Origin of the sequence: Sphingomonas sp., assembly GCF_035714405.1 — a bacterium.
Lineage (GTDB): Bacteria > Pseudomonadota > Alphaproteobacteria > Sphingomonadales > Sphingomonadaceae > Sphingomonas.
Genome location: NZ_DASTMA010000011.1, coordinates 12,499 through 32,514, shown reverse-complemented (window position 1 = coordinate 32,514; position 20,016 = coordinate 12,499). Strand labels below are relative to the sequence as shown.

Here is a 20,016-nt window from a genome sequence, read left to right as displayed (position 1 = left end):
CGGGAAAGGTGTAGCGTCGCATCTGCAAAGCCTCACCTTGCACCCGTGCGCCGGCGCCGCCACTATGCCGCAAAATCAAAGGGCTTCCATGACCGTCACCCCTGTCGACTTCGCTAGCCTCCTCTGTTCGCGTCTGTGCCACGACCTCCTCTCCCCCGTCGGCGCCCTGAATAATGGGCTCGAGCTGCTCGCCGACGAGACCGATCCGGCCATGCGTCAACGCTGCCTTGACCTGCTCGCGGAGAGCGCGCGCACGTCCGCCAACAAGCTTAAATTCTTTCGCCTCGCGTTCGGCGCTGCAGGCGGTTTCGGCGATCTGGTCGATGCGCGCGAGTGCCGCGGCGCGATCGAGGGCCTGCTGTCGGGCGGGCGGAAGGTCGAGCTCGGCTGGTTGGTCGAGGCCGAGCAGCTGCCCAAGCCCGCCGCCAAGGTGCTGCTCAACCTCGCGATGATCGCCGGGGACGCCCTGGTCCGCGGCGGTCGGCTCGACATCGGCGGCGAGGAGAATGGCGGCCAGCTAGAGATCGTGCTCCGCGCCGAGGGCACGCGCCTCATCCTCGACCCCGATATCCGCCGCACGCTCACCGACGGCGAAGGCGACGAGGGCATCACCCCCCGCGTCGCCGCCGCCTATCTGGTGCACACGCTGGCGCGCGAGACGGGGGGCAGCGTCCAGATCACCGAGCCGGCCGACAATGTGATGCTGTTCGGCGCGGCACTGAACCTGAGCTAGCCGCCACGAGGGCGGTAAACGCACCCTTTACCTGTCGGGCTGCATAGCCGGCGCATGGACGAGCTGCTCCAGGAGTTCATCTCAGAGACCCGCGAGACGCTGGAAGCGCTCAGCGGCGAGATCGTCGCGTGGGAGGCCGATCCGTCCGACCGAGCCCGGCTGGACGCGATCTTCCGCTTCGTCCACACGGTGAAGGGCAGCTGCGGGTTCCTCGACCTGCCCCGCCTCGCCCGGCTGAGCCATGCCGCCGAGGACGTGCTGGGCGCGGTGCGCGACGGCGGCCGCACCCCCGACACGACGCTCGTCAACGCCGTTCTCGCCATCGTCGATCGCATCGGCGAGCTGGTCGAGGCGATCGCGTCCGGCGGCGCGCTGGAGAGCGGCAGCGACGAGCTGCTAATTGCGGCACTGGTCGAAGATGCCGCCCCCGCCGCGCCGACGCCAGCCGCCGTGCCGGTCCGCGCGGTCAGCCGCTCGATCCGCCTCAACGTCGAGCTGCTCGACCGGATGATGAGCGGTATGTCGGACATGGTGCTGGCCCGCAACGAGCTTGCCCGGACGCTGCGCGATCGGCCTCTCGAGCCGCACATCGAAGCCGCGCTGGAGCGCCTCTCCCTGACCGTCGCCGACATGCGCGACACGGTGACCCGCGCCCGCATGCAAAAGGTCGATGCGTTGTTCGCGGCGCTGCCGCGCATCGTGCGGGATACCGCCGCGGAACTCGGCAAGTCGGTGACGCTGAGCGTTCAGGGCAGCGACGTCGAACTCGATCGAGAGATGATCGAGCTGATCCGCGACCCGTTGGCGCACATCATCCGCAACGCGGTCGATCATGGCCTTGAATCACCCGACGAGCGGCGCGCGATCGGCAAGCGGGAGAGCGGCGAGCTGCTCGTCTCCGCGCGACAGTCGGGCAATCACATCGTCATCGAGATCACCGATGACGGGCGCGGTATCGACACCGCGCGGCTGACCTCCAAAGCGCGCCAGCGCAAGCTGCGGCCCGATGCGGAGTTGGCGGCGATTACCGAATCCCAGGCGGCCGAGCTTGTCTTCGAACCCGGGCTATCGAGTCGCGACACGGTTACTGCCGTCTCCGGTCGCGGCGTCGGCATGGACGTGGTCCGCGCCAACATCGAACAGATCGGTGGCCGCGTCGCGCTTCGCAATCGTCCCGGCCGGGGCTTGGCGATAGCCATTCATGTGCCGCTGACGCTCTCGATCCTGTCGACCATCATCGTCCGCGCCGGTTCGCAACGCTTCGCAGTGGCGCGCTCGGCGGTGGAGGAGATCGTCACCTCGCGCTCCAGCGCGGTGCGGCTCGACATCGTCGGCGACACCGCGGTCGCGACGGTGCGCGGGCGACGGCGGCCATTGCTGAATCTGGCCGAGCTGATCGGAGTGCCTGATGGCCGTGACGCGAACACGCTGGCCATCATCGCGACACGCGATGGCGACTATGCACTGGCCGTCGACGAGGTGCTCGACACGGAGGAACTGGTGGTCAAGCCCGCATCGCCCGCGGTCATGGCCACCGGCTTTTATGCCGGCATGACATTACCGGACAGTGGCCGCCCGATGCTGCTGCTCGACGGCGCCGGCCTCGCCGCCGCCGCGGGTCTCAGGTTCGAGAAGTCCGCCCCCGAAGAGGAAAGTGCTGCGCCGGAGCGGAGCTTGTTGGCGCTACTGATCCAGGATCTCGACGGTCAGCGCCGGCTGATCGCGCTCGCCGCGGTCGACCGGATCGAAACGGTCGATGTCGACAGGATTCGCCTGACCGGCGGCCGCCACCGCCTCTCGGTCGGCGACCGCGCGGTCCCGCTTCACCTGATGGGATCGCTGGCGGGCCGCAACGAGGTGGCCGTGCTGCGGCTTAGCGACGGCATGTCGGAAATCGCCTACGCCATCGCCGAGGCGATCGAGATCGTCGAGGTTCCCGCCCAGCTCTCGCCCGTCGGCACCGGGCTGATCGCGGGCGTCGCCATGCTCGCTGGCGAGCAGATCGAGATGGTCGATGCTCATGCGCTGTTCGCGGGCGGCGGGCAGGCGACCGGGGAGCGACCGCTCTGCCTGCTCAGCTGTGACGGCTCGGGATGGATGGACGCCTTTCTTAGACCTACGCTGGAGGGCGCCGGCTATCGGTGCACGACAGCTCTAGCTCCAGGTGAGAGCGCCGCCGTGACCCTGGTCATGGCCGAGCAGGGGATCGTCGCGCCGGTGTTCGAGAATGTCGTCCAGCTCCGCCGTGAGGTCATGGGCGGCGATACCAGCGTCTATCGTTATGACCGCGCCGCCCTGATCGCCGCCGTCGCCAGCCGTATCGGAGCCTGAAGGCATGGAGTTGTTCCTCGTCGGCCATGTCGCCGGGCGGGTCATCGCGGTACCGGCCGACCAGGTTGATTCGGTGGTCGACCTGGGAGAGATCGTGCCCGTCCCGGGCGCGGTCGGTGCGGTGCGCGGACTGGCGGCGTTGCGCAGCCGGGTGATGACAGTCGTCGATACCGGTCTCGCATTGGGGCTGGAGCCTACGCCCGCCGCGATCCGGCGCGCGATCGTGACGAGGGTCCAAGGGCACCACTACGCCGTCCTCGTCGACGCGCTGGAGGATGTCGCTCCGTTTACCAGGCATCCGCTTGCGGGTCTCTACCTGAGGCATGGCTGGGCGGCCGCGGGCACCGGACTGATCGAACATGACGGGGAGCCAGTGCTGATCATCGATCTCACCCGCCTGCTGCCGGGGGTCGCCGCGCCCGACACGCCAGCACTCGCGGCTTAACTCCGCGCAAACCCTTTGCCGCTTAGACCGTTGGTCGTTCCCGCGTGAAAGCCCCAGCCCATGAAGACCTGCCTCGTCGTCGATGACTCCAAGGTGATCCGCAAGGTCGCCCGGCACATTCTGGAGACGCTGGACTATCGGGTGAGCGAAGCGGTGGACGGGAGCGACGCGCTCGACCAGTGCATGGCGTCGCCGCCCGACGTGGTGCTGCTCGACTGGAACATGCCGGTCATGAGCGGGATGGAGTTCCTCAAGGCTCTTCGGGAGTCGAACATCCCGACCCGGCCAAAGGTCGTCTTCTGCACGACCGAGAACGGTATGGCGCACATCCGCGCGGCGATCCAGGCGGGAGCGGACGAATATGTGATGAAGCCGTTCGACCGCGACACGCTCGAATCCAAGCTTCACATCGTCGGCGCGTAGGCGCGGATCATGCGCCATGCCGCTCTCCGGGCAGTCGCTGCGGGTGACCTGTCCAGCATCCTGATCGTCGACGATTCGGCGGTCGCGCGCGCCGTCATGAGCCGCGTGGTCGACGGCAGCGGGCGATATGCGGTGACGGGCGCGGTCAGCAACGTGGGTGCGGCGCTGGCGTTCCTCGCGCGCTCGCGGGTCGACTACATCCTGCTCGACATTCATCTGCCGGGCGTTGACGGCATCACCGCCTTGCCCGACCTGCTCGCCGCCGGCGGTGACGCGAAGGTCCTGATCGTGTCCTCCTCGGCCGAGGACGGCGCGGTGCAGGCGGTTCAGGCGCTGGCGCTGGGTGCCGCCGACACCATGGCCAAGCCGGAAGGTCTGTCGACTCGCTTCGGCCAGACGCTGCTCGAGAAGCTGGATCGGCTTGGCGAGGCAGCGCCGATCGCGAGCGCGCCGCCTGCGCCGTTGCCGACGAGCCGGCGTTCGGAGGTCTACGAACTGGTCGCGATCGCGGCTTCGACCGGCGGCATCCATGCGCTGAGCCGCTTGTTGCGCGAACTGCCGGCGAGCTTCCTGCTGCCGGTGCTGATCACCCAGCATCTGCCCACCACCTTCATGCACTATTTCGCGGCTCAACTCGCGGCGCTGACGGGCCGCGCCTGCGACGTCGCGACCGATCGGCTGCGGATCCGCCCCGGTCGGCTGATCGTCGCGCCCGGCGACGCGCATGTCTGCGTGATGCGGCTCACCGATGGCGGCACCTGCATCCGCCTGTCGAAGGTCGCGGCGGCAAGCGGTTGCATGCCGTCCGCTGATCCGATGTTCGCCAGCGTCGCCGCCACCTTCGGCCCGCACGCGATCGGCGTGGTGCTGAGCGGCATGGGCCGTGACGGCGCCGACGGCGCGCGCGCGTTGCGCGAAGCGGGCGCCGCGGTGGTGGTGCAGGATCGCGACAGCTCCGTCGTCTGGGGCATGCCCGGCGCGGTCGCGGCACTTGGCCTCGCCGAAGCGGTGCTGCCGCCTGACGCGATCGGCCGCCTCCTGGCCGAGCGCCGCCGGCCATGACGCCGTCGCACGCGCCCGCCACGGTCCGCTACCTCACCGCGCTGTTGCAGGCGCGGACGGGGCAGGAACTCGCCAGCTATCGTTCCTGGCGGCTCGACACCGCGTTGAAGCCCTTGCTCAAGGCGCGCAATCTCCAGACGCTGGACCAACTGGTGGCGCTGCTGCACGAGGGCAGCGATCCGAGGGCAGGCGATCAGGTGGTCGACGCGCTGGTCAATGGCGAAACCAGCTTCTTCCGCGACGCAGCCGTGTTCGATCTGATCCTCGCGGCGGTCGGCGCGGTGGAAAGCACGGGCCGCCGACCACGGATCTGGTGCGCTGGCTGCGCGACTGGTCAGGAGCCGCTGTCGCTCGCCATGCTGTTCGCCGAGCGCGTCAGGGATGGCGGGCGCGCACCGATGCCGGAGATCGTCGCCACCGACGTGTCCGAGACCGCGATCGCGCGGGCGCGCTCCGGCCGATATACCCAGTTCGAGGTCCAGCGCGGCCTGCCGATCCGCCGATTGATGCAGTGGTTCGACGGCGACGGCACCGCCGACTGGACCGCCAAGTCCGAACTGGTCCGCCACGTCCAGTTCCGCCGCGCTAATCTCGTCGCTGATCCCGCCCCGCCGGGACGTTTTGATCTGGTGCTGTGCCGCAACGTGCTGTTGTATCTGACCCCGCAGGCGAAGCAGCCGGTATTCGACACGCTCGCCGGCGCGCTGCGTCCCGAGGGGCTGTTGGTGCTGGGCGCCGGCGAAACCGTGATCGGCCAGACTCGGGTATTCGAGCCGAGCCGCACGGTGCGCGGCCTCTATGCAAAGGCCGCGGCCACCGCGAAGGCCGCGGCCTGACGGTTTACATCGATCAACTATCGCGCCACGGGGGCGAAATGACGTCCCGGCTCTCGCCCAATCATGACGAGCGCGCGTTGCGGATCACCATGATGGTGCTCCATTACACCGGCATGCCTACCGCCGCCGAAGCCCTCGAGCGGCTCTGCGATGCGGAAGCGAAGGTTTCCGCGCACTATTTGGTGGAGGAGGATGGCACCGTCCACGCGTTGGTCGATGAGCAACGCCGCGCCTGGCACGCCGGCCGCGCGCACTGGCGCGGGATCACCGACGTCAATTCCGCAAGCATCGGCATCGAGATCGTCAATCCCGGCCACGACTGGGGCTATCGCCCGTTCCCGCCCGAGCAGGTGGACGCGGTCGTCCGCTTGGTGATGCAGGTCAAGGGCCGCCACGAGATCACCCGCGGCAACATCGTCGGCCATTCCGACATCGCCCCCACCCGCAAGCGCGATCCGGGCGAGCTGTTCCCCTGGCACGAACTCGCTCGCCGCCGGCTGGCGCTGCCGCGCCCGACCAAGAACCTGATGGACCCGCAATGGACGGAGGCCGGGTTCCTGCTCGCTCTCGAGCGTTTCGGCTATGACGTCACCGAGCCCATGGCCGCAATCATGGCCTTCCAGCGCCGCTTCCGCCCCGAGCTGATCGACGGCGAGGTCGACGCGGAGTGCCGTATGATGCTGCTTGCCTTGCTGCTTCCCAAGCCTACCGGAGACGAGTAGGGCCCGCTCCGCTAGAAGGTTGGGCGACCGCGGGCGGCTTGCCGCGCGAGGAAAGTCCGGGCTCCGCGGAACGACGGTGGCGGGTAACGCCCGCCGGGGGCGACCCCAGGGAAAGTGCCACAGAGAGCAGACGGCGCCCGCTTCGGCGACGCCATCGTGAAAGGGTGCGGTAAGAGCGCACCGCGCGCCTGGTGACAGGGGCGGCACGGCAAACCCCACCGGGAGCAAGACCGAATAGGGGCGTCGCACGGTGTGTTCCCACCAGGCGCCCGGGTTGGTTGCTGGAGCGCGTCGGCGACGGCGCGCCTAGAGGAATGGTCGCCCAGCCCCGCAAGGGGTGGACAGAACCCGGCTTACAGACCTTCTAGCCTTCTTCCGGCGGTGGCATTGTCCGATGCCACCGCCTAAGTGCCCCCCGTATGGCGCGCACCACCTCCCGCTCGAACGACTGGGGCTTTCCCCGCTGGCGCGGCTATGGCTCGGCGTCGGAGGCGACCAAGGTGCGGCTGTGCGACCGTCACGGCTGCGAACAGCCTGGTAATTGCCCGGCGCCCAAATCGCCCAACAGCCCCGACCGCTGGTATTTCTGCATGGACCATGCGGCCGAGTACAATCGCGGCTGGAATTACTTCGAGGGCCTGAGCGCCGAGGAGGCCGCCGAGCGCGAGGCCGCCGACCAACGGACCGCCGACGGCTATGCCGGGGCCAAGCATTACAGCTGGGGCGGCCCCGGCGACGGCACCCGCTCACGCGACGAGATGCGCGCGCTGAGCGCACTGGGCCTGGAGAGCGACGCAACCTTCGAGGAAACCCGCACCGCTTGGCGCACCCTCGCCAAGGAGAACCACCCCGATCTCCGTCCGGGCGACGCCCAGGCGGCGACCCGCTTCCAGCAGATCCAGGCGGCGTACGAGGTTTTGCGGGCGGCGGAAGAGGCGAGGGCGGGATAGCCTGGTAGCAGGGAGCGGGTAACAGGGCTCCGGTTACCTAGCCATCTTCCCCGGCGAAGGCCGGGGCCCAGGGTGCTATGAGCTGAGTTGGAGAGGCCGACCGTCCCACTGAGAAAAACGAAGCTGGACCCCGGCCTTCGGCTGCGAAACTGCTGCCAAAGCTGGTGACTTGCTACCTCAGCCCTAGTCCGTCAAAGCATCCGTCCAGCCGTCTCCCGGATCAGCGCGATCATGTTCGGCAGCCCCTGCGTCCGGTTGCTGCTCAGCTGACGCTGCAACTCGAACGGCGCCAGTTCACCCTCGATATCAGTGGCCGCGATCTCCGCCGGCGCGCGATCCTGCACCGCCTCCAGCACCAGGGCCACCAGTCCTTTGGTGATCGCTGCGTTGCTGTCGGCCAGGAAATGCAGCCGACCGGCATCGTCGCGTGTCGGATAGATCCACACCGACGCCGAACACCCCCTGACCAGCGTCGCCTCGGTCTTCAACGCCGCCGGCATCGGCTCCAGCGCGCGCCCGAGGTCGATCAGCAGGCGATAGCGGTCGTCGGGGTCGAGGAAGGCGTATTCCTCATGGATATCGGCAAGGGACATGGCGGCGAGGTAGGGGCCGGGCACGCTCCGGGCAACCGCTGCGCAAGCCTCTCCCGCCCTCGCGGGAGAAGAGGGAGGCGCCCGGCGGCGGAAGATGAGGGTATCCTATACTGCCGCGGCAAAGGCTCTCCTTAGCGCTTGCCCTGCAGGCAGCCGAAGGGCCGCGTCGTGACGTCGGACGGGCCTTGCTGGCGTGCCGGCTGCGCTACAGCTCCACGCCCGCCGCGATCGCCTCCAGCTTCCTGATCCGCTCGCGCAGGTCCGCGATCTCGATCCGGGCGCCGGCACCTGCCTGCGCCGTTGGCTGATGCCCGTGCAGCTGGTCCAGCTCGGTCCGTTTCAGCTGCAACCAGCCGCGCCAGCCCGCCAGCGTCGCCGCCGTCATCATCGCCGTCCCGGCCAGTGCCGACAGCGACACGGCCACCGTCACATAAGGGTCGATCATCATGCTCGCTCCCCATCCTTGATCGTTGAAGTGAAACCCAAGGCCGGCGACTGGACGTCGCGCAGCCGCTCGATCTCGCCCGCCAGGTCCTGGCCCCGGTCGGTGACGATGCGTTCCAGCACGCGGACGCGCTGTTCCGGCCGCTCGGTCTGCGCCGCGTACTGCGCCGCCTTTTCCGCCGCCGCCGAACTCGACAGCTCCATCTGCCGCTCCTTCAGCCGCATCCAGGGCTGAAACACGGTCTTCGACAGGATCGCCACGATCGGGATCAGCAGCGCGAAGATCGGAATGATGAGAGGGCTCATGTCGGGTCCTAGTTGATGCCGCCGAGGCGGAGCTGATCGATCTCGTGCGACAACCGCCCCGCGCCATCGGTGACGATGCGCTCGACATTGGCGAGCCGGTCCTTGACGGCGCCAAGTTCGGCGCGGAGTTGGCCGTTCTCTTGCGAAAGCAGTTTGACGCGCTCCACCGTCTCGTCGTCGCGCTTGGGATATACCGCCTGGCTCCAGGCCCCATCCAGCGGATAACCGTTCTTGATCCGCATCCAGGTCGTGACGACCCAGCCGACCATCCCCGCCACGCCGACCACCCCGATCGACGTGAACAACGTCTGTGCGATCGCGAACTTCTCAGGTGACATAAGCTTCCCCCCTTTTAGCGCCCGCGGCTCAGCGCAGCGCGTCGATCTCGCGGGCGGTGCGCTCGGCCGGATCGGTGACGATCCGCTCGAGCACCGCCAGCCGCTCTTCCAACCGGCCGACCTGGCCGTTTAGCCGCTCGTTCTCCGTGGTCAGCAGCGCTACCTTGCGGGTGTCGTCCAGCCCGTCTAGCTCCTGCGCGCGCCGCATCCGCCGCTCGTGCTTGCGACCGCGATCTTCGAGCGGATAGCCGTGCTTGGCCCTGATCCACGTCTTGATGATGCCTGCCCCGATCGCCAGCGCGACGATCCACAGGACGAACTCCGGTCCACCCCAATGCATGACCCTGTTCCTTGTCTTTCCGGAGGTTAGCGCAGGCTCTCGATCTCGTTGGCCAGCTGCGTGTTGCGGCTGGTGTACAGCGTCTCGATATCGGCGAGCCGGCGATCGACGTCGCGGAACTTGGACCGGACCTCGGCGGTCGAGCGGCGCGGATTGGACCGCACGCCCTGCCAGAACTTTGCATCGTCGTCCGAGCTGTACAGTCCGGTCGGCTTCTCCGGCGCCATCCAGGCGGCGATGATATAGGCAAGGATGAACGGCCCGCCCGTCGTTACCGTCAGCAGCACCATCGCGATCCGCACCAGCGTCGCGTCGACGCCCGTATAGTCCGCGATCCCGGCACAGACGCCCGCGACCTTCTTGTTCTGCTTGTCGAGGTAGAATTTCGTGCGACGCTCGGACATCTCAGTTCCTCCGGTCAACAGGGTAGGTGGAGTGGGGCGCATTGAGGCTGCCCTGCCACTCTGGAGTGGGAGCGTTCAGCCCCGGCTTCCAATCGGGATGATCCGCCGCGGCGATCCGCTCCACCGTGATCAGCCGCTCTTCGAGCCGCCGCGCCAGGTTGAACATGTCGTCGAGCAGCTGCTCGTCCTCGACCGTGATCTTGGGCGCCTGCTTCCACTTCGTGATGTAGTGGAAGACGATCCAGGGAAGCCCGATGAACAGGATCAGGCAGACCAGCACCGGTCCAAATATATCCTCCATCGCCTCAGCCCTCCTTGCGTGCAGAGATACGCGCCTTCAGCGCCTCCAGCTCAGCATCCACGCGGTCGGACTGGCGCAGCTCGGCGATTTCTTCGTCCAGCGTCTTTACCGCACCCAGGCCCATCGCCTCCGCGCGGCCCTCGGCGTCGTCGACCCGGCGCTCCAGCACGTCAAACCGGCTGAAAGCGTCCTGCGTCTTGGCGCCCGCGTACATCTCGCGCAGCTTGACGCGATTGGTGGCACTCTCCAGCCGGGTCTGGACGTTGGCCTGCTTCGAGCGGGCCTCGCGCAGCTTCGCCTGCAGCTTGGAGATGTCCTCCTCCGACGCGCGCAGTGCATCGTCCAGCACCTGGATCTCGACCGTCAGCTGCTCGGCCATGTCGGTGGCCTTCTGCCGCTCGACCAGCGCCGCCTTGGCCAGGTCCTCGCGATTCTTGCTCAGCGCCAGCTCTGCCTTCTCGGTCCAGCTCGCCTGCAGGCCGTCCAGCTTTGCGATGTGACGCCGCATCTCCTTCTGGTCGGCGATGGTGCGTGCGGCGGACGCGCGCACCTCGACCAGCGTCTCCTCCATTTCCAGGATGATCATGCGGATCATCTTGGCCGGATCTTCCGCCTTCTCGAGCAGGTCCGCCATGTTGGCGGCGACGATGTCGCGGGTGCGGGAAAAGATGCTCATCGCGAAACTGCTCCTGATGGTCGGGGGCGCGGACGAGAGCCGGGCCGGACGGCGCTCGATCTGATCCATTATCACGCGAAGGCTCGCGCTGTCATCGGCACCGACTGTCCGACCGTGGTGGCGGGGCCGACCGCGGCGACGACACAGGCGGTGCTTACCAGCACCGTGCAGACGATCGCGGCGAACTGTTGGCCCAATTTCCCGAACATGATTTGCTCCCTAGTGGTTCGATTGACCGCCGACGCGGTGTTGCAACTCGCTTTGCAGGTGCCGTGCCAAGTCCATAAATCCCATATTCACAATGGCTTGACCGTCGGACACCCAAGCGCTCGAGCTTGTACCTTGCCAAGTGTCGGGAATTTGCGCCATTGCTTGGGGATGGCGGAGCGCACAACCCAATTCATCGGCCAGTCGGGCCCGTTCCTCGACGCACTGGAGCGCGCCAGCCGCGCCGCGGCGCTCGATCGGCCGGTGCTGGTAATCGGCGAGCGCGGCACCGGCAAGGAGCTGGTCGCTGAACGCCTCCATCGCCTCAGCCCACGCTGGGACCAGCCGCTGGTAATCATGAACTGCGCCGCACTGCCCGAGACGCTGATTGAAGCCGAACTGTTCGGGCATGAGGCGGGCGCCTTCACCGGCGCGACCAAAGCCCGTCAGGGCAGGTTCGAGGAAGCGGATGGCGGCACGCTGTTCCTCGACGAACTCGGGACGCTGTCGATGGCCGCACAGGACCGGCTGCTCCGCGCCGTCGAATATGGCGAGATCACCCGCATCGGCTCGTCGCGTCCGTTGCGAGTCGATGTCCGCATCGTCGCCGCCACCAACGAACATCTGCCCGACAAGGTGGCGCGCCACGAGTTCCGCGCCGACCTGCTCGACCGGCTGTCGTTTGAGGTGGTGACGCTGCCGCCGCTGCGCGCGCGCCCCGACGACATCATGGTGCTCGCCGAGCATTTTGGCCGCCGCATGGCCGCCGAGATCGGCTGGAAGCGCTGGCCCGGCTTCGGCCGACATGCCATCGAGCAGCTCGATGGCCACAGTTGGCCCGGCAACGTCCGCGAACTGCGCAATGTCGTTGAGCGCGCCGTCTATCGCTGGGACGGGGAGGGGCCGGTCGACTCGATCGAGCTCGATCCTTTCGCCTCGCCGCACCGCCCACGCTCAGTGCCGCGCGGAGAAATGCCCGCCGCCGCCGAGAGCTCCGAACCGACCCCCGCCGAACCCGAGCCGAGCGACTTCAAGTCCGCCGTCCACGGCTACGAACGCCGGCTCCTCACCCGCGCGCTGGCGGCGAACCGCTACAACCAGCGCACCGCGGCACAGGCGCTCGGCCTCACCTATGACCAGCTCCGCCACGCGCTCAGGCGGCATGACTTGATCGGAACGACGCCGTAAGGAGCGGCGTTCCCCTGTCCGACACTTATGCGAGGAAGCATCATGGCCTTTGAACTCCCCCCGCTGCCCTATGCCTACGACGCGCTGGAGCCGACCATCTCCAAGGAGACGATGACGGTCCATCACGACAAGCACCACAAGGCCTATACCGACAAGCTCAACGAGGGTGTCGCCGCCGATCCCAAGCTCGCCGGCAAGTCGATCGAGGAGATCCTCGCCACCGCTTCGACGCAGCCGCCGCTGATCCGCAACAATGGCGGTGGGTTCTGGAACCACGATTTCTTCTGGAAGAGCATGAAGCAGGGCGGCGGCCAGCCATCGGGCAAGCTCGCCGCCGCGATCGACACCTATGGCGGTCTCGACAAGCTCAAGGAGGATTTCAACGCCAAGGGCGTCGGCCAGTTCGGCTCGGGCTGGGTATGGCTGATCGCCGACACGGGCGGCACGCTGAAGGTCACGAGCACCCCCAACCAGGACAACCCGCTGATGGACGTCGCCGCCGACAAGGGCACCCCGCTGCTCGGCAACGACGTGTGGGAGCACGCCTACTACCTCACCTACAAGAACGACCGTGCGGCGTACCTGAAGGCATGGTGGCATGTCGTGGACTGGGAGGCGGTCGGCGGTCGCTACGAGGCGGTGGCGTAAGTCCCCCTCCCGCTTGCTGGAGGGGCGCTCTGTCTTCCCCTCCCGCTTGCGGGAGGGGCTAGGGGAGGGATGTCGGCCGCTGCCACGCCTGTCGGACAAGCCCTCCCCCCAACCCCTCTCGCCAGCGGGAGGGGAGAAGAAGGCTATGTCCCGCAAGCGGGAAGCGAGTTTACTCCGGCGGCAGTTCCTTCGCCGCCGCCCCATCCTCCACCAGCAACCCGTGCCGCATCAGCATCGGGACGTTGGCGAGCGCGAAGCCCAGCGTCAGCGGGATCGCGCCCCACAGCTTGAACCCGACCCAGAAATCCCAGCTCGTGCTCCGCCACACCGCCTCGTTGAGCAGCGCCATGGCGATGAAGAACAGCGCCCAGTTCCGCGTCAGCTTGCGCCAGCCTTCCGCGCTCAGCCCCGGATAGGCGGCGCCGAGCAACCCCTCCAGCAGCGGCCGTCCGGTCAGCAGCCCGAACGCCAGCAGCGCGGCAAAAGTCGAATAGACGATCGTCGGCTTCATCTGGATGAAGAGAGGATCATGGAAATAGATGGTCAACGCGCCGAACACGCCGACCAGCGCGCCCGAGATCAATAGCATCGGCGAGACATGGCCGAGCTTCACCTTCGACACGACGATGGCGACCAGCGTCGCCGCCATGAACGCCGCCGTCGCGCAGATCACCCGCGCGATCACCAGCGCGCCGACCCGGTCGCCGTCCGCCAGGAACGGGGTCGTCGCCGCCACCAGCCGCATCATCGGCTCGGCCGGCGCCACGAAGTTGACGAGGAAGAACACCACAAGCGGCGCGTAGTCCACCGCCATCCGCAGGCCGGGCGAGGGGGCCTTTGTGCTCATAGCCCAATCCCGTCATGCCGGCCTTGAGCCGGCATCCATGGTGCCGCAGGCGGCGTCGCGCGTGGAGAGATGGACCCCGGCTCGAGGCCGGGATGACGAAAAGAACTCACTTCCGCACCCCTTCCACACCCGCAATGATCCGGCTCACCTCGTTGGCATCGAACGGCCGCAGATCGCCCATGCCTTCCCCGACCCCGATGGCATGGATCGGCAATCCGAACCGCTCCGCCGCCGCGACCAGCACACCGCCGCGCGCCGTCCCGTCCAGCTTGGTCATCACCAACCCGGTCACGCCCGCCATGTCCCGGAACACCTCAATCTGGTTGAGCGCATTCTGTCCCGTCGTCGCGTCCAGCACGAGAACGACATCATGCGGCGAAGCGGGATTGAGCCGCCCCAGCACACGCCGGATCTTCGACAGCTCGTCCATCAGTTCGCGCTTGTTCTGCAAGCGGCCGGCGGTGTCGACGATCAGCACGTCGATCCCGGTCGCGGTCGCCTGTTTGACCGCCTCAAAGACGATCCCGGCCGCGTCCCCGCCCTCCTTGCCCGCGACCAGCGGCACACCCGCGCGCTCGGCCCAGGTCGCGAGCTGCCCGATCGCGGCGGCGCGGAACGTATCGCCCGCCGCCAGCATGACGCTGTAGTCCTGCTCGGCGAACAGATGCGCCAGCTTGGCGATCGTCGTCGTCTTGCCCGATCCGTTGACGCCGATCACCAGGATCACCTGCGGCCGCGGAAACGCCTCGATCTCCAACGGTTTTGCGACCTTGGCGAGCGCGCGCTCGACCTCCTCGGCGACGACCAGCCGGACGCCCAGCTCCTCCATGTTGCGCTCCACGCCGACCTCCGCCAGCCGCGCCCGGATGCGCGCGGCGGTCTCCGGGCCCAGGTCGGACGCGATCAGCGCCTCCTCGATCTCGTCCAGCGTCTCGTCGGTCAGCCGCCCGGTGCCGAGCCCCGCCAGATTGCCGACCAGCAGGTCCGAGGTCCGCCGAAAGCCGCCGAGCAGCTTCTCGTGCCACGAGGGGGTGATCGCCATTATTGTGCCGTCCCGCTGAGTTGGCCGTCGGTCAGCCTGTCGATCGTCACCCGCTGCACACTCCCCACCGTCGCCGGCGCGACCCGTACCTCTGCGAACTGTGGGGAGTGCCCGCGGTCACCCGGCTTTTCGACCAGCACGTCCTGCACCGTCCCGACCAGCGATCCGAGCCACCGCGCCTTCCGCTCCGCCGCCGCCTCGCGCAGCCGCGCCGCGCGGGCGCGCCGGACCTCCAGCGCCACCTGCGGCATCCGCGCCGCCGGTGTGCCCTCGCGCGGGGAGAAGGGGAAGATATGGGCATGGACGATGTCGCAATCGTCCAGCAGTGCCAGCGTGTCCGCGAACATCGCCTCGGTTTCGGTCGGGAAACCCGCGATCAGGTCCGCGCCCACCGCCACGTCGCGCCGCATCTTCAGCCTCGCGACCAGCGCCACGGCGTCGGCGCGGCTGTGGCGCCGCTTCATCCGCTTGAGGATCAGGTCGTTTCCCGCCTGCAGCGACAAGTGCAGATGCGGCATCATCCTGGGCTCGCTCGCCAGCAGCTCGAACAGCACCGGGTCGATCTCGTGCCCGTCCACCGAAGACAGCCGCAGCCGCTCCACTCCCGTATCGCGCAGCAGCCGCTCGCACAGCGGCCCCAGCGCGGGCGCATAGCTGGTCAGGTCTACGCCGGTCAGCACGATCTCGCGATGTCCCGCCGCCACCAGCGCCCCGACCCGCGCCACCACCTGCTCGACCGGCGCCGACACACTGGCGCCGCGACCCTGCGGGATGATGCAGAAGGTACACGCATGGTCGCACCCGTTCTGCACCGGCACGAACGCCCGGGCATGGCGCGCCATCGGCGTGATCGCGCGGGTGGCGCCCCAGCTGGTCGGCAGCAGCTTGGCCGCATTCGATACCACCCGGTCCGCCAGCCCCGCGAACCCAGCCGGATCGATCGTCGCCGCACAACCCGTGACGATCAGTTCCGCGCCGGGACGGGCCCTGCGCAGCCGGCGTACGGCGGCCCGGCTCTGCTTCACCGCCTCGCCCGTCACCGCGCAGCTGTTCACCACCGCCACGTCCCGCCCAAGGCCATTGGCCCCCAGCATCGCCGCGATCGCATCGCTCTCGGCGATGTTGAGGCGGCAGCCGAGGCTGACCACGGGGGAGGGCGCTTGCATCGGCGCGACTTAGGGACGGGCAGGGGGCAAGTCCACGCCCGCCCGGAGCCCGTCACCCCGGCCTTGAGCCGGGGTCCAACTCTCCGCAGGCGACGCCGCCCGCGGCGCCTTGGATGCCGGGTCGAGCCCGGCATGACGAGAATTGCCTTTGTTGGCACAATCCGCTACGGGCCCACCCACGTTCCGCTGCTGAACGCACGAAACGCGCCTCCGCCCGACGGAGCGCGTACGCTGGCCGACGAGGTTTCGTCCGCCGGCGTTTCTTGCGTTCGGCTTATTGTTGAGGGTCACGAAGGCATGTTCGAGAGCTTGAGCGACCGGCTTGGCGGCGTCTTCGACCGCCTGCGCGGTCGCGGCGCGCTGACCGAGGCCGACGTGCGCACCGCGATGCGCGAAGTCCGTATCGCGCTGCTCGAGGCCGACGTGGCGCTCCCCGTCGCGCGCGCGTTCGTCGAAAAGGCGACCGAAAAGGCGATTGGCCAGAACGTGCTGCGCTCGGTCACGCCGGGGCAGCAGGTCGTCAAGATCGTCCACGACGCGCTGATCGAGATGCTCGGCGCGGACGCCAGCGAGCTCGAACTCGGCGTCACCCCGCCGGCGATCATCATGATGGTCGGCCTGCAGGGTTCGGGCAAGACCACTACCACCGCCAAGATCGCGCGACGCCTTTCCGGCGGCGGGCTCGGCAAAGATCGCAAGCGCGTCCTGATGGCCTCGCTCGACGTCAACCGCCCCAACGCGCAGGAGCAGCTCGCGACGCTGGGCGCGCAGGTCGACGTCCAGACGCTGCCGATCGTCGCCGGCCAGCAGCCGGTCGACATCGCCAGGCGGGCGATGCAGGCGGCGAAGCTGCAGGGCTTCGACGTCCTCATGCTCGACACCGCCGGTCGTACCAGCATCGACCAGGCGTTGATGGACGAGATGCGCGCCGTCGCCGACGTGGCGCGGCCACAGGAAATCCTCCTCGTCGTGGATGCGCTGACCGGCCAGGATGCGGTCAACGTCGCGACCAACTTCTCCGCGCAGGTGCCGCTGACCGGCGTCGTGCTGACCCGCATGGACGGCGACGCGCGCGGTGGTGCTGCGCTGTCGATGCGCGCCGTCACCGGCAAGCCGATCAAGTTCGCCGGCACCGGCGAGAAGATGGACGCGCTGGAGGCGTTCCACCCCGAGCGCGTCGCCGGCCGCATCCTGGGGATGGGCGACGTCGTCTCGCTGGTCGAGCGCGCCGCCGAGAGCATCCAGGTCGAAGACGCCGAGCGCATGGCCGCCAAGATGGCCAAGGGTCAGTTCGACATGAACGACCTGCGCGCGCAGCTCCAGCAGATGAGCCGCATGGGCGGCCTCGGCGCGCTCGCCGGCATGATCCCCGGCATGAAGAAGGCGCAGGCCGCGATGGCGGACGCGCCCGGCACCGACAAGGTGCTGGTCCACATGGACGCGATGATCGGTTCGATGACGGTGAAGGAGCGCGGCAAGCCCGAACTGATCAACGCCAAGCGCAAGATCCGCATCGCCAAGGGCTCCGGCACCACGGTGCAGGAGGTCAACAAGCTGATGAAGATGCATCAGGAAATGGCCACCGCGATGAAGAAGCTCCGCAAGATGGGCGGGCTCAAGGGCATGATGGCGATGCTGGGCAAGGGTGGCCTCGGGGGGCTCGGCAACGCGATGGGCGGCCCAGAGCTCGGCGAGATGATGGGCAAGATGGGCGGGCCCGCGGGCTCCCTCCCGGGATTGCCGAGCGGTCAGCAGCTGCCGCCGGGTTTCCAGAAGTTTACGAAGAAATAGTAACTCACTTACAATCAAGGACCTTTTCTACATGGCAATTTCCATCCGTCTGTCGCGCGGCGGCTCCAAGAAGCGCCCCTATTACCGTATCGTCGTCGCCGACGCCCGCTCGCCCCGCGATGGCAAGTATCTGGAGAAGATCGGCACCTATAACCCGCTGCTCGCCAAGGACGACGAGAAGCGCGTCACGCTCGACAACGACCGCGCCAAGCATTGGCTGAGCGTCGGCGCGCAGCCGACCGACCGCGTCGCCCGCTTCCTCGACGTCGCCGGCATCCGCGAGCGCGCGTCGCGTGAGAACCCGAACAAGGGCAAGCCGGGCGAGAAGGCGACCGAACGCGCCGAGGAGCGGGCCGAGAAGCAGAAGGCCGCGGAAGAAGCCGCCGCCGCCGCAGCTGCCGCGCCTGCGCCGGAGCCGGTCGCAGAGACGGCCGCGGAGACGCCCGCGGCGGACGAGGCTTCCGAAACGACCGAGTCGGCCGAGGCCTGAGGCAGCGAAGCTGGGGATCGCGCGTTCATGATGCTCGCAAAGGAGCAACCCATGACCGCCGACCCCCAGCCGACGCTTCCGGACCCTCGCACTGCCAATGACGATGAAAGACCCGAGGGGGAACCCGCCGCCAACGAAGGCCGCTCGGCGACCACACCGGTCGAAGGCGCCGATGACGCGCCCACCGAAGGCAGCCCCGGATGATGCCGTATCCCTCGCCCCTTCAGGGGAGAGGGGCGAAGCCGCGCAGCGGCGAGGGGAGAGGCGGAGTCCAGAAGTCGTGACCCTCGCCGCCGTCATGGGCGCCCATGGCCTCACCGGCGAGGTTAAACTCAAGCTCTTCACCGACGACCTCTCGCGCTATACGCGCTTCAACGACGGCGCCCTGACGCTCACCTCGCTGCGCGGCCAGGTCGCCCGCTTTGCCGAGGTCACCGACCGTACGGCTGCCGAACGCCTGCGCGGAACGACGCTTACCGTCCCCCGCGCGCAACTGCCGCCGCTCGCCGATGGCGAATATTACCACGCCGACCTGATCGGCCTCGCGGCTGCTTCTGTCGACGGTGAGCCGCTGGGCCACGTCGTCACCGTCGAGAATTTTGGTGCGGGCGACATCCTCGAAATTGAGCGACCCACTGGCAGACGCTTCATGGTCCCGATCACCGCCTGCGCGATCGGCGACACCGCCGTCATCGACAGCGCCTTTGTCGAGATCGCCTAGGGCGCCGGTGTCGGTGGACGAGCCGCTCCTGGCGCGGCCAGCTAGCGCGCCAGGCTGCGCCGTTCGGCCAGGTCGTTGCGGATTGTCGTCGCCGCGACGCCGCCTTCGCCCATCGCGTGGCTGATCTGGTCGAGCCCCTTTACCACGTCGCCGGCCGCGTAAAGCCCAGGGATGCTGGTGCGCTGGTGATCGTCGACCACCAGGCAGCCGTCCGACGAGCCCTCCGCGCCCAGCGCCATCGCCAGTTCCGACCGAATCACCGAGCCCAGCGCCGGATAGATGCTGTCGAACTCCAACTCTCCCCTGGGCGTGGGCGCGACGATCCGCTCGCCCTCGATGCGCAGGCTCGCGCACGGTCCGGCGACCGCCTCGATCCCGAGTTCGTCCAGCTTGACATGTTCCTCGTCGGACAACTCGATGTCCTGATCGGGCGCGATCAGCGTCACGTCGCTCGTGTAGGTGCGCAGGAACACCGCTTCCTTGAAGCCATGGGTGCGATTGCCGATCACCCCGACCCGCTTGTCCGTCACCTCATATCCGTCGCAGATCGGGCAGTAGCGGATCAGTCCACGCTCTAGCGCCACGGGGTGCAGCTCGGGCGAGATCGGCGGCTGCTTGTTGACGACGCCGGTGGCGAGCAGCACCGAGCGGGCCGCGAGCGTCTCGCCTTCGGTCAGCCGCGCCTCGAATCCAGCCTGGGCCCGCCCGAGATGCTCGACCACGCCTGTTTCAACCGTGACCCCGAACTCCGCCGCCTGCGCGCGCATCCGCTCGAGCAACTCGGTACCCTTGATCCCGCCGGGGTAGCCCGCATGATTGTGCGTCTTCGGAATCCAAGTGACGCGGCTCTGCCCGGCATCGACCACGCGGACGGACAGGTGGAAGCGGGCGAGATAGATCGCGGCCGTCACCCCAGCCGGGCCGCCGCCGATCACGAGACAGTCGATCATGCCGGCAGGGACGCAGGGGAGGGGCGCAATGTTCCTTGTGCCGATCCGCCCGCGCGTATATA

Annotated in this window: 27 protein-coding genes and 1 other RNA gene; 15 read left to right on the top strand and 13 right to left on the bottom strand. The window is 68.1% G+C overall.

Features of this window, described 5'->3' with window-relative positions; translation table 11 throughout:
* Positions 1-88 precede the first annotated feature (88 nt).
* From VFQ64_RS03280 to VFQ64_RS03240, 9 genes are all read left to right on the top strand, one after another.
* A complete protein-coding gene (locus VFQ64_RS03280; RefSeq protein WP_325101869.1) occupies positions 89-733 on the top strand; it encodes a histidine phosphotransferase family protein in 645 nt (214 codons plus the stop codon).
* A 54-nt stretch (positions 734-787) separates the two neighbouring features.
* Positions 788-3,064, top strand: coding sequence for a chemotaxis protein CheA (locus tag VFQ64_RS03275; RefSeq protein ID WP_325101868.1), 2,277 nt, complete (start codon positions 788-790; stop codon positions 3,062-3,064).
* Positions 3,065-3,068: 4 nt separating this feature from the next.
* Positions 3,069-3,509 (top strand): chemotaxis protein CheW, encoded by a 441-nt coding sequence (locus VFQ64_RS03270; RefSeq protein ID WP_325101867.1) that lies wholly within the window; start codon positions 3,069-3,071, stop codon positions 3,507-3,509.
* A 60-nt stretch (positions 3,510-3,569) separates the two neighbouring features.
* Positions 3,570-3,932, top strand: a complete 363-nt coding sequence (locus tag VFQ64_RS03265) for a response regulator (protein ID WP_325101866.1) — start codon at positions 3,570-3,572, stop codon at positions 3,930-3,932.
* A gap of 9 nt (positions 3,933-3,941) precedes the next feature.
* Complete coding sequence (locus VFQ64_RS03260) at positions 3,942-4,994, top strand: chemotaxis protein CheB (RefSeq protein ID WP_325101865.1); 1,053 nt, start codon at positions 3,942-3,944, stop codon at positions 4,992-4,994.
* Positions 4,991-5,830, top strand: coding sequence for a protein-glutamate O-methyltransferase CheR (locus tag VFQ64_RS03255; protein WP_325101864.1), 840 nt, complete (start codon positions 4,991-4,993; stop codon positions 5,828-5,830). Before VFQ64_RS03260 ends, VFQ64_RS03255 begins: the two co-directional genes overlap by 4 nt.
* A gap of 38 nt (positions 5,831-5,868) precedes the next feature.
* Positions 5,869-6,552: an N-acetylmuramoyl-L-alanine amidase gene (locus tag VFQ64_RS03250; protein WP_325101863.1), complete on the top strand. Its 684-nt coding sequence runs from the start codon at positions 5,869-5,871 to the stop codon at positions 6,550-6,552.
* Positions 6,553-6,563: 11 nt separating this feature from the next.
* An RNA gene (gene rnpB / locus VFQ64_RS03245) (RNase P RNA component class A) lies at positions 6,564-6,924 on the top strand.
* Positions 6,925-6,971: 47 nt separating this feature from the next.
* Positions 6,972-7,502 carry a J domain-containing protein gene (locus VFQ64_RS03240; protein ID WP_325101862.1) on the top strand — a complete coding sequence of 177 codons (531 nt, stop codon included), beginning with the start codon at positions 6,972-6,974 and terminating at the stop codon, positions 7,500-7,502.
* A gap of 191 nt (positions 7,503-7,693) precedes the next feature.
* Here the strand turns inward: VFQ64_RS03240 and VFQ64_RS03235 are convergent, their stop codons facing one another.
* The 9 genes from VFQ64_RS03235 to VFQ64_RS03195 all read right to left on the bottom strand — a co-directional run bounded on the left by VFQ64_RS03235 (position 7,694) and on the right by VFQ64_RS03195 (position 11,113).
* The gene (locus tag VFQ64_RS03235) at positions 7,694-8,095 is read right to left on the bottom strand and encodes a SufE family protein (RefSeq protein ID WP_325101861.1); all 402 of its coding nucleotides are present in this window, start codon (positions 8,093-8,095) and stop codon (positions 7,694-7,696) included.
* A gap of 205 nt (positions 8,096-8,300) precedes the next feature.
* Positions 8,301-8,540, bottom strand: coding sequence for a hypothetical protein (locus VFQ64_RS03230; RefSeq protein WP_325102109.1), 240 nt, complete (start codon positions 8,538-8,540; stop codon positions 8,301-8,303).
* Positions 8,540-8,845: a hypothetical protein gene (locus VFQ64_RS03225; protein ID WP_325101860.1), complete on the bottom strand. Its 306-nt coding sequence runs from the start codon at positions 8,843-8,845 to the stop codon at positions 8,540-8,542. The genes VFQ64_RS03230 and VFQ64_RS03225 overlap by 1 nt, the downstream gene beginning before the upstream one ends.
* 8 nt (positions 8,846-8,853) lie before the next feature.
* The gene (locus VFQ64_RS03220; protein WP_325101859.1) at positions 8,854-9,183 is read right to left on the bottom strand and encodes a hypothetical protein; all 330 of its coding nucleotides are present in this window, start codon (positions 9,181-9,183) and stop codon (positions 8,854-8,856) included.
* A 28-nt stretch (positions 9,184-9,211) separates the two neighbouring features.
* Positions 9,212-9,523 carry a hypothetical protein gene (locus VFQ64_RS03215; protein WP_325101858.1) on the bottom strand — a complete coding sequence of 104 codons (312 nt, stop codon included), beginning with the start codon at positions 9,521-9,523 and terminating at the stop codon, positions 9,212-9,214.
* A gap of 26 nt (positions 9,524-9,549) precedes the next feature.
* Positions 9,550-9,927: an envelope stress response membrane protein PspC gene (pspC, locus tag VFQ64_RS03210; RefSeq protein ID WP_325101857.1), complete on the bottom strand. Its 378-nt coding sequence runs from the start codon at positions 9,925-9,927 to the stop codon at positions 9,550-9,552.
* A 1-nt stretch (position 9,928) separates the two neighbouring features.
* Entirely contained in the window at positions 9,929-10,228 is a 300-nt protein-coding gene (pspB, locus tag VFQ64_RS03205; protein WP_325101856.1) for an envelope stress response membrane protein PspB, read from the bottom strand.
* Between the two features lie 4 nt (positions 10,229-10,232).
* Positions 10,233-10,904, bottom strand: a complete 672-nt coding sequence (gene pspA / locus VFQ64_RS03200) for a phage shock protein PspA (protein ID WP_325101855.1) — start codon at positions 10,902-10,904, stop codon at positions 10,233-10,235.
* Between the two features lie 71 nt (positions 10,905-10,975).
* Positions 10,976-11,113, bottom strand: a complete 138-nt coding sequence (locus VFQ64_RS03195; protein WP_325101854.1) for a hypothetical protein — start codon at positions 11,111-11,113, stop codon at positions 10,976-10,978.
* A gap of 169 nt (positions 11,114-11,282) precedes the next feature.
* Between VFQ64_RS03195 and pspF the strand changes: the two genes are divergently transcribed.
* Together pspF and VFQ64_RS03185 are read left to right on the top strand one after the other, a co-directional pair.
* Positions 11,283-12,299: a phage shock protein operon transcriptional activator gene (gene pspF / locus VFQ64_RS03190; RefSeq protein WP_325101853.1), complete on the top strand. Its 1,017-nt coding sequence runs from the start codon at positions 11,283-11,285 to the stop codon at positions 12,297-12,299.
* A 42-nt stretch (positions 12,300-12,341) separates the two neighbouring features.
* Positions 12,342-12,947, top strand: a complete 606-nt coding sequence (locus tag VFQ64_RS03185; protein ID WP_325101852.1) for a superoxide dismutase — start codon at positions 12,342-12,344, stop codon at positions 12,945-12,947.
* Positions 12,948-13,116: 169 nt separating this feature from the next.
* Here VFQ64_RS03185 and VFQ64_RS03180 read toward each other — a convergent pair whose 3' ends face one another.
* The 3 genes from VFQ64_RS03180 to VFQ64_RS03170 all read right to left on the bottom strand — a co-directional run bounded on the left by VFQ64_RS03180 (position 13,117) and on the right by VFQ64_RS03170 (position 16,002).
* Positions 13,117-13,794 (bottom strand): septation protein A, encoded by a 678-nt coding sequence (locus VFQ64_RS03180; protein WP_325101851.1) that lies wholly within the window; start codon positions 13,792-13,794, stop codon positions 13,117-13,119.
* 106 nt (positions 13,795-13,900) lie between these two features.
* Positions 13,901-14,836: a signal recognition particle-docking protein FtsY gene (ftsY, locus tag VFQ64_RS03175; RefSeq protein WP_325101850.1), complete on the bottom strand. Its 936-nt coding sequence runs from the start codon at positions 14,834-14,836 to the stop codon at positions 13,901-13,903.
* Positions 14,836-16,002, bottom strand: a complete 1,167-nt coding sequence (locus VFQ64_RS03170; RefSeq protein ID WP_325101849.1) for a MiaB/RimO family radical SAM methylthiotransferase — start codon at positions 16,000-16,002, stop codon at positions 14,836-14,838. The genes ftsY and VFQ64_RS03170 overlap by 1 nt, the downstream gene beginning before the upstream one ends.
* Before the next feature lie 297 nt (positions 16,003-16,299).
* On the opposite strand from VFQ64_RS03170, the gene ffh reads away from it, so the two are divergent.
* The 4 genes from ffh to rimM all read left to right on the top strand — a co-directional run bounded on the left by ffh (position 16,300) and on the right by rimM (position 19,004).
* Positions 16,300-17,793, top strand: coding sequence for a signal recognition particle protein (ffh, locus tag VFQ64_RS03165; protein WP_325101848.1), 1,494 nt, complete (start codon positions 16,300-16,302; stop codon positions 17,791-17,793).
* Between the two features lie 31 nt (positions 17,794-17,824).
* Entirely contained in the window at positions 17,825-18,283 is a 459-nt protein-coding gene (gene rpsP, locus VFQ64_RS03160) for a 30S ribosomal protein S16 (protein ID WP_325101847.1), read from the top strand.
* Positions 18,284-18,334: 51 nt separating this feature from the next.
* Entirely contained in the window at positions 18,335-18,487 is a 153-nt protein-coding gene (locus VFQ64_RS03155) for a hypothetical protein (protein WP_325101846.1), read from the top strand.
* 76 nt (positions 18,488-18,563) lie between these two features.
* Complete coding sequence (gene rimM / locus VFQ64_RS03150) at positions 18,564-19,004, top strand: ribosome maturation factor RimM (RefSeq protein WP_325101845.1); 441 nt, start codon at positions 18,564-18,566, stop codon at positions 19,002-19,004.
* A gap of 41 nt (positions 19,005-19,045) precedes the next feature.
* Here the strand turns inward: rimM and VFQ64_RS03145 are convergent, their stop codons facing one another.
* Positions 19,046-19,954: an NAD(P)/FAD-dependent oxidoreductase gene (locus tag VFQ64_RS03145; protein WP_325101844.1), complete on the bottom strand. Its 909-nt coding sequence runs from the start codon at positions 19,952-19,954 to the stop codon at positions 19,046-19,048.
* Positions 19,955-20,016 lie beyond the last annotated feature (62 nt).